The sequence below is a fragment of the Paracoccus sp. (in: a-proteobacteria) genome (assembly GCF_032007265.1).
Lineage (GTDB): Bacteria > Pseudomonadota > Alphaproteobacteria > Rhodobacterales > Rhodobacteraceae > Paracoccus.
This window is the reverse complement of record NZ_DALZMB010000144.1, coordinates 1-8,053: the sequence shown is the minus strand read 5'-3', so window position 1 is coordinate 8,053 and position 8,053 is coordinate 1. Positions and strand designations below refer to the sequence as shown.

Below are 8,053 nucleotides of genomic sequence, written 5' to 3'. Positions count from 1 at the left end.
CTCCCCCCTCATCCTACGATGGCAGCGTCGTCACGGCAATTTTTCGAGGTGCCCTCCAGAATTACTTACTGATCATCAAATGACCGCTTTGTCCGCAAAGTAGACTGTCAGGTGTGGAAGTCACCTCACCGAAAGCGGCCCCTCGTCGGGCAATGAGAAAATTTTCCGTCCGGAAGCTAGTACACTTTTGTCCGGAAGCTAGCGCCCCGCAACAAGTTTGGGCCTAAGCGACCACAGCGATGTCACGTTGACAGCTAGAGCCGAAGGATCATGTGAAGATCTTAGAGGTAAGAGGAGTCCGGATGTGTGCGGCGGTGGCACACCATCTCTGCACATCAAGGGGTAAAAATTGTTCTGCCAAAGCAAGTGCACTTTTCTGCCAAAGCTAGCGCCCCGCAACAGTAGGCGGGGAACCCTCTAGGAAGGTGGCTACCGTCAAGCGCTTGAGTTCGTTACGTGTGTGGTAGCCCTACCCTAACGCACTGAACTTAAGCAATAAAAGGGTAAATGGCGGACAGTGAGGGACCGCGATTATCTTGAAAATTCAATGCAATACGGTGGAAAACAGCGCCAATCGCTCACCAAAGAAAGCAATAGCTTAGCGGAAACGTTGGAAAACACGCCCCACGCGGACGACCGTCAACACGTCCCGACCGATCAGGCGGCGCCGGAGTGCATCTGGTTGACCCCAACCCCAACCGCCGCCGCGCGGGTAAGCGGCACGATCAAGGCGTTATACGAGCGAGCCTGCGAAGTCGTCCATCATGACCACGACTGCCCTGCTATCGGTGGCAATGGTGACGCTGATTGCAAATGCGACGCGGTTCCGTTCCTGAACGATTTCGAAGCCCTCGCCGCGATCCAACCCGACCCCGAGCCCGCTCCGGTGTCACAGGCCGCTTTGCAACCAAATCAGAATATCAGCCCGATCTGTCAACCAGAGCCGAAGCCGGAAAGCATCACACCCGTCGAAAGGCTGTTCCTGATCAAGATTGCGATGACCGGGACAGATGCCGATTTCCGACGCTATCGGTATCGCTTCGCCAAGGCCCTTCGCGCCACCCCGTCCAGCGCGGGCATGGAAGCCGCGAACCCCGAACTTGCGATTAATCGCAAACCAGGCATTTCGGACAGCGCGGGCATGGTGAGCGTAGAGGCGGCGGCGGTGGCCGAAGCGGCGACTGAATATCTGCGGTGGATCGAATACGACTTCCCGTCAGGGATCAGGCCGGCAGAAATGGAGGCCCGTGACAAACTGCGCGCCGCCCTGCGCGCCCTTGCTGGGGAGGGAGGGCGGCGAGCGGGACCACATGGAGGCAGGAGGCCGCACACATCATCGCACACGCGGTCAGGGGCTTGCCGGATGATGCGCCACTGCACGAGCGGCAACGCGTTGTCGATGCGGCCCGCCCAATCGGATGGATGCACATGAGCTGGCCGAAAAAAGCTTGGCAGGCCGCGCGGCGGGATTACCTCGTGCGGTATGGCTATCAGCCGCGCACCAAGGCGGCGCGAGAGGCCAGCGCGGCAGGTATGCCGCTATTTGAGGGGGAGCGGTGATGGACGAGCATCAGCTTGAGCCAATCAGCACCGTCGAGGTCGCGGCTCTGCTGGTCACCTGCGGCATGTGCGGCAGCGACGTCCTGATCGAGTATGAGGCCTTGGATACAGAAGCCGGTCGCGTGGAGCCAGAGCACGCTTTCAAGGACTGCCCTGAATGCGGGTTTGGCATGGACGCGACCGCCGCAACATTCTCGGCAATGCTGGCTGCGCGGGAGGGAGAGCTTTGAGCGAACGCGACACGTTCCTGTTGCTCCGATCGACACCACGGGCTGGCCCGATAAAGCAGGCAGATGACCTTCTGACCGAGTTCTATCGCAAGAATGGGCCGTGCTGCGCTGGCTGCGATCACTGGCATTGGCAGAACTCACGCATGGGCGAATGCCACAAGGCAGCACCAGTCAGCGGGGCTGATCGGATCGCGGGGCTTGGTATCCACGGCATGTCTCTCGCCGTCGGCGCTGGCCATCCGATCACGGGCCGCCATCACCATTGCGGGGACTTCATCGACACGGACCCGACGGGCTGCGGAAAGGGGGCGGTGAGCGCTATTACCGCATCTATTATTTGCGCAGCGGTGGCTGTCTTGTGCCTGTTGGATGCATCATTGTGTGTTTTTCTCGGGCACTCAGATTGGTGGTTTCCCGCAACAGGAGCAGCAATGGCTTCATTTCTGGTTGACGCATGACCGCGCCCGCCCGCTACGGCAACCGGCATCTGGTGCGTTGCAAAGAGCCTTCAATCCAGCTTGGTATGGAGTAGTTATGAGCTCAAGAGGATTGGCTGCGACATGTGCGATCACGACGATACTTATACTTTATACGCTCCAACTGAGCCTTTGTATGATGTGTTCTTTAAGGCCGGTGTCGATTCCGGTGATTACAGGGCGATCACTATCAAAAAAGGAAGGGGCGTGTGGTCTTTTGCCATTCTGAAAAACGACGGAAGCGACGAAGTGTTTGCTAAACCGGATTTCTTCTTTTCGACCCGCGCCGAAGCCGTAGAATGGTTGGAGCCTCAGGTTCCTTACGTCGACTGATCTTAAGTGAAGCGTCCGGCACATCATAAGGCTGCACGGTCACTTCACGTTCAAGACCACTACCGCGTCCGCCAGCTATGGTAACCGGCGCGATGTTGACGAAACAATGCCTGCAAGGCCTAATGCATATGTTGAGCGTTATGCGCGCATGCGTATCGCCGCAACCACTCTCACAATTCAATGATATTGCGAGGGTGAAAAGAGGCAGCCCGCAAACGCATCGCGCCGCGGGCTGGACTCAATAACTGGATCTATAGTATTCAGAAATTTGGACAACTTTTTTGCGAGGATGTCCAATTCCATCAACTTAGCGCTTCCGAATCAGCGCATCAAATCTAGAGCGGTCTTTAGGGCCTCCCAACCCTGCCGTCAACTCTGAGTCGGAAGCGCGCCTGTGTCAAGAAAGGACACGATTTGGCACCAAAAGAAACCACGAGCGAGCTGATCGATCAGGTCCAGTTCGTCGAGTATTCCGACCCCGGCTATCATGAGGCGATAGCTTTCCGTTTGGACCCCGGAACGGAGACATTCTGGGCGACCCAAGCTCAGATTGCAGAACTCTTCCAAACCGAGCGCTCCAACGTCACGAAGCACTTACGCAAGGTTTTTGAGGATGGCGAACTCAACGAGGTTAGCAATGTGCAAAAAGTTCACATTGCTGGATCCACTAAGCCTGTCCAAATTTACAGCCTGGATGCGGTTATTTCGGTTGGCTATCGGGTAAACTCCCAAGCAGCAACGCGCTTTCGACAAAGGTCCACGGCAGTCCTAAAGTCCTACCTGACACAGGGCTATGCTATCAACGAACGGGCTCTGCGCGAATCTCCAGAAAAGCTGGATGCCCTGGCAGCGCGCCTTCGCGCGCTACGATCTGAAGAAAAGCAAGTATTCTCCAAAGTGAGGGACTGCTTCCGCATGAGTGCCTCTGACTATTCACCCGGATCGAAAGAGATGAAGCGCTTCTATGCACTTTTGCAAGACAAGTTTCATTTTGCTGTAACTAGCATGACTGCCTCGAAGCTAATGCGAGACAGGGCCGATCATACTGTTCCCAATATGGGCGTTCAAAACTTTAAGGGCCAACAACCCACAGTTTCTGAGGCTCTAGTCGGGAAAAACTACCTGTTGCCGCAGGAACTGTATCGCCTTCACCTGCTCTCTGAACAGTTCCTTCTGTTTGCAGAGTCAACTGCATTGTCTGGGCAGAAAATGACGATGCAGTCTCTGCACGGCCAGCTCGACCGCTTACTGACATTAAACAACTACAAGGTCTTCGACGACTGGAAGGACTTCATCAAGCCTGAAGCAGAACGCCATGTGCGCGCTGAAATTGCGCTCTACAGGAAGCGGCTCAAGCTAGAGGCGATGGGCATAGAGTACGACGAAATCGCCATGGAAGATGGCGAGTATGATGACCTCCTTAACCAGTGACCCTCCAGTCTTGGCGTGTTTATCGCGCCCTCCACATCAACGCCCTTCGCCGCGTCATCGCAGCCGAGGGCACGCCCGCGATCCAAGATGCCTGGGACAAGGTCGAGGAGCATATCGACTTCGCCTATGGGCAGGTGGGCAATGCATCGTGATCCAAAATCCAACTCACGGAATTCGAATGAGACAGCATCTTACCTCAAAAAAACAGTGAAAATTCTAGTCGCAAAAATGTGCGAATAAATACAACTACAAGATACAGAGTTCTACGTTAGAGATTTTTGAAATTTTCGTCAGATCCTCAAGATACGCCCCATGACTTTCCTCGGCGAAACGTGCATCAATGCCATTTCCGAAATTCAAGGCCTCTTCCGACAACAACCGCTTTACAAGCCTTGACCGATCAATCGGTGTATCAAATAGAATTTCAGGAAGATGATTGCAAAACACCGTTACATCAGACACCGCATACACATTAAGAGGCCTACCGCTACAAATATTTGATATCCTCTCTATAAAATCCGCCCAAGGATTTGCCAGAAGAGGGCTTATTGCGGCAGCCGTTGAGTTGTTAATACCTGCAAAAATATCGATATTGCAAATCATAACCTTAATTAGAGGATCATAGTCGCATAGAATAGAGAGAAGATTAAAAAGGCGATCCTCGGCACCTTTATACAAAACGCCACCTTTGAAAATCGCGTTATCATTTCCTATAATGTTAGGATTGCAAAGAAAATGCAACTTTCGCGCACCATCACCCAACCCTCGGGCAGCGAGATCTCCATTTCTAGCAATTTCTATTTCATGCTCAACGCCACTCAGTGTGGCTGCGCGCCAATGCTTCCTATATTCAGAAGCTGAAATCTCAACCACATCAGAAATGCCAGGAATAAAATTCTTATGCGCCAAAAGGTTTTTAGCAGCAGAATCAAATAATCCGTGGGCTCCAATCTGAATATTTATATCTGGCATGTCACAACTTTACCCGCGTCAAATGAAACCAAAGCCTCCTATGACGCAACTCCATCTCGTTCGAATTCTGGAAAACCTAGATCGCTTGCAGTCACTACGCCGGATAAATGATCTTGAGCAAGTTTTAGTTGATCCAAAGATTTCTGAAAAACAACTCTTGCCTTCATATTTTGCGCGAGCAAAATATTAGCGCCATCCAAGTCATGCAAATCACTGGCTTCTTCCAAAGCCTTCATATTGATCGCATATCCCGATATGAATTCAAGGACTTCAGCAACAACCTGATTAAGATGACCCCGGTACTCCTCAGATAAATCCGGAATAGGCATCGCAACCTGCACGCTGTCGCTGTCAATTTTCACATCAAAACTCACATCACCCCCCTGAATACAGTCTCTTTTTCATCTGCTTTTTCTTTCAAATAAAAGCCCATCCTGAACCTGAACTTTCCATTACATCGGCGCGAGCAGATAGACCTCAATATACATAATCTACCCTCCACACGAAAGACCCTATCCGACAAAACTGACTTCCTGCACAATTGCTAAAGGGGTTTAGCGATAACCTCGACAGAGATCTTTCAAGAAGACCCATCACACGACTTCCACCACACATCGATCCGTTCACCAATCACCTATTAAAACTTCAACTTAGCATCGGATGCCGAAGAAGGACCCACATAGCCAAATCCAACCGCACAGGACAGAACCTCACGCACTCAGGTAAACACACCTGACGTGCAGAGCAACTAGCCTCTTATCACGACTCGGTAGGAAGATATTCATTGCTGAGATTTGGGCTCTTCGAAGAAAGACCACACATCTAAGAAGGGTCGTTGATTAACAGCGAATTGCTTTCGCGCAGCATCTGACCTGCTGAATACAGTTTTACTGTGCTTTGTTCTCAAGAGGAGTTCTTCTAGCACTAATCCGCTTACGGGGTCTGTGGCCGCAACCTCTAACGCCATCGCATTGGTATTAAGTAAAAGGTCTGTTCCTCCAACCGAATACTGGTCCATGCCCCTAAACCCGGAATTGGCACTCGGCTTGGCACCGATATATCTAGCGTCCGGCTTTATACCCATCAAGGCGCGCTCGCCTTCGTATATTTTCAGCATGTTACCATAGAAATATCCAGTAGCTCCGACAACCCGCTGAGCACTGTTGTCTGGATGATCCATAAACGTCTGTAGAGTGGATAGAATCCACCTTGTGCTCAATTCAGTCACCAAGAAAATACCACACTCTTGCCAAATTCTGTGGAATATCTCCTTGGCTAGATTCGTATGTGGCGTATCTCTCCTCAGGTAGCTTATCACTAGCGCATTTAAAAATGCTAGCTTACTCCCGTTCCTAAGGTGATATTCCAGAATTCTATATTGATCCTCCATTCGCCCGCGCGACACCTCAGGCAAAATGGTATCTGAGGGCATACTTTCAGCTGCAAGGTTTAGCAGATCGACGTCGGAAGACGGTAAAAGATTGGGTTGATTCTCCTGGTTACCGACTCGTCTTCTTACTCTTTCAGTAAGCCCGGCCAGCCCCTTAAACTCTCCTGAGCTAAGGTCTTTGGGAAACTTATCCTGAACCGGAAAAATCTCTTCGTCTGTGAAAGGTCGCTCAGTGCGAAAAAGAGCAGACGCTCGTTCTTTATATATTGGAATGAGGGAGCGAATGACCGCTCGACGATTGATTAGCTCATAGACGATGAGCTCCTCGCCTCGCAAAGATCGATTCTTGATGCGCACTCTGCTCGACATTTTATCAATTAGGAGCGGTGGCACGCCGGCGAGCGCCAAAATCGTATTAAACCCCTCTCCCGGACTTGAGGTGTAAGGCAAAACTACAAGCTTTCCGCGATGTTCCTTTCTCGCCTCACGTAAAACCACATCCCAATTAGTGAACTGAAACTTCGATGAGAAACCATCGAGACTATGGTAATCAGATCGATAACGAACATTTTGGCGGTAACAGCTCTTAATCCATGATACCGGTTCACGTTCAAAAAACACAAATGTAACTTCGAAATTAGAAAACGAGCGGCGCAATATTCGTAGTCGCTGAGATAGCTCCGGATAGATACCTCCCCCCCCATCTCTCCCTGGAAGATCTCCAGAGAAGTCTTCCTGCGACAGAATCGCAGCCCTAAAGCTAATTTGTGACAAATCTCGAGCTACATCTTTGAGGGCAGCCTCGGCCTTTATAAAACGTCGCTTCGCTAAATGTTGAGCCGCGGCATGTGTTTTTTCATTGTGATGATAGTAGACCCCACATTCTTCTAAATCTTTAGCTGATCGTGATAGCCCATCTTGTATTGAGGTGGTGCCCGTTTTATGCGGACCTATATGAATATATAGCTTCCTCTTAACATCGCCTATCGGCTCATCGATCAACTTCATTCTAAAATTTTCCTACCTTGCGCTGCGATCGCCAGCGTCTTTAGCACCCTACTAACGTTTGCTCTTTGCTTTTTCTAGAGTGTGCTCCCGTGCCTCTCCCGGCCTACCGAAAACCGCCTATGCGACGTTAACCATTCACGCAGGCGCCTTGATTCATTGGCGATGCTACCCTAGCGAGCCTCCAGAGTCAGGCGAGGTCATAACACCTCACATCCTACCTACCTCCAAACTCCTAGTGATCTGATTTTTTAAGGTTTCATCCAGCTACTGTGTGCTTGGCTTCATCGATTCCTGATCCAGCCCCACCTCCTTGGCGATTTCCTGCAGCTTGGCCTTAGCCAAATTACCCAAGACCTCGGTGCGGGCATCAAGGCCGATCACCGCATCGGGCACGCTGATCTGGACGTGCTGCAGGATCTGGTTGATCGCCTCTTGCCCGGTCAACCCACGCTGGAGCGCCAGGCGCGCGCCGGTCATCATCGCCGAATGCAATGCATCGCGATACTTGGCCTCGATGTCGATACCCCATTTCTTGCGCACGGTGTTGGCGGCCCAGCCAATCAGCGAGGCCAGCAGGATACTGGTGACTTCGAGGATGTGCGGCATCACCGCTGCTTTGATGAGATCCATGATCAGTTTCCTTTGAGGAATGC

At 51.6% G+C, this 8,053-nt stretch carries 11 protein-coding genes; 7 read left to right on the top strand and 4 right to left on the bottom strand.

Translation table 11 applies throughout. From position 1 onward, the window contains the following. Positions 1-547: 547 nt before the first annotated feature. The 7 genes from RTS12_RS19155 (at position 548) to RTS12_RS19125 (ending at position 4,182) form a co-directional block, all read left to right on the top strand. A complete protein-coding gene (locus tag RTS12_RS19155) occupies positions 548-1,432 on the top strand; it encodes a hypothetical protein (RefSeq protein ID WP_312531369.1) in 885 nt (294 codons plus the stop codon). Next, the gene (locus RTS12_RS19150) at positions 1,429-1,560 is read left to right on the top strand and encodes a hypothetical protein (RefSeq protein WP_312531367.1); all 132 of its coding nucleotides are present in this window, start codon (positions 1,429-1,431) and stop codon (positions 1,558-1,560) included. The genes RTS12_RS19155 and RTS12_RS19150 overlap by 4 nt, the downstream gene beginning before the upstream one ends. Continuing rightward, positions 1,560-1,790, top strand: a complete 231-nt coding sequence (locus RTS12_RS19145; RefSeq protein ID WP_312531365.1) for a hypothetical protein — start codon at positions 1,560-1,562, stop codon at positions 1,788-1,790. The genes RTS12_RS19150 and RTS12_RS19145 overlap by 1 nt, the downstream gene beginning before the upstream one ends. After that, entirely contained in the window at positions 1,787-2,248 is a 462-nt protein-coding gene (locus RTS12_RS19140) for a hypothetical protein (protein WP_312531363.1), read from the top strand. Before RTS12_RS19145 ends, RTS12_RS19140 begins: the two co-directional genes overlap by 4 nt. 102 nt (positions 2,249-2,350) lie before the next feature. Then, complete coding sequence (locus tag RTS12_RS19135; protein ID WP_312531361.1) at positions 2,351-2,599, top strand: hypothetical protein; 249 nt, start codon at positions 2,351-2,353, stop codon at positions 2,597-2,599. Positions 2,600-3,013: 414 nt separating this feature from the next. Beyond that, positions 3,014-4,030, top strand: a complete 1,017-nt coding sequence (gene rhuM / locus RTS12_RS19130; protein ID WP_312531359.1) for a RhuM family protein — start codon at positions 3,014-3,016, stop codon at positions 4,028-4,030. Further along, entirely contained in the window at positions 4,027-4,182 is a 156-nt protein-coding gene (locus tag RTS12_RS19125; protein WP_312531357.1) for a hypothetical protein, read from the top strand. The genes rhuM and RTS12_RS19125 overlap by 4 nt, the downstream gene beginning before the upstream one ends. Positions 4,183-4,276: 94 nt before the next feature. On the opposite strand, the gene RTS12_RS19120 is transcribed toward RTS12_RS19125, so the two are convergent. The 4 genes from RTS12_RS19120 to RTS12_RS19105 all read right to left on the bottom strand — a co-directional run. Further along, the gene (locus tag RTS12_RS19120) at positions 4,277-5,002 is read right to left on the bottom strand and encodes a hypothetical protein (protein WP_312531355.1); all 726 of its coding nucleotides are present in this window, start codon (positions 5,000-5,002) and stop codon (positions 4,277-4,279) included. Between the two features lie 38 nt (positions 5,003-5,040). Next, on the bottom strand, positions 5,041-5,376 hold the full coding sequence (locus tag RTS12_RS19115) for a hypothetical protein (protein ID WP_312531353.1): 336 nt from the start codon (positions 5,374-5,376) through the stop codon (positions 5,041-5,043). A 407-nt stretch (positions 5,377-5,783) separates the two neighbouring features. After that, positions 5,784-7,400 (bottom strand): hypothetical protein, encoded by a 1,617-nt coding sequence (locus RTS12_RS19110; RefSeq protein WP_312531351.1) that lies wholly within the window; start codon positions 7,398-7,400, stop codon positions 5,784-5,786. Between the two features lie 264 nt (positions 7,401-7,664). Beyond that, positions 7,665-8,053, bottom strand: a 389-nt coding sequence (locus RTS12_RS19105; protein ID WP_312531350.1) for a hypothetical protein, incomplete at its 5' end; no start/stop codon positions are given.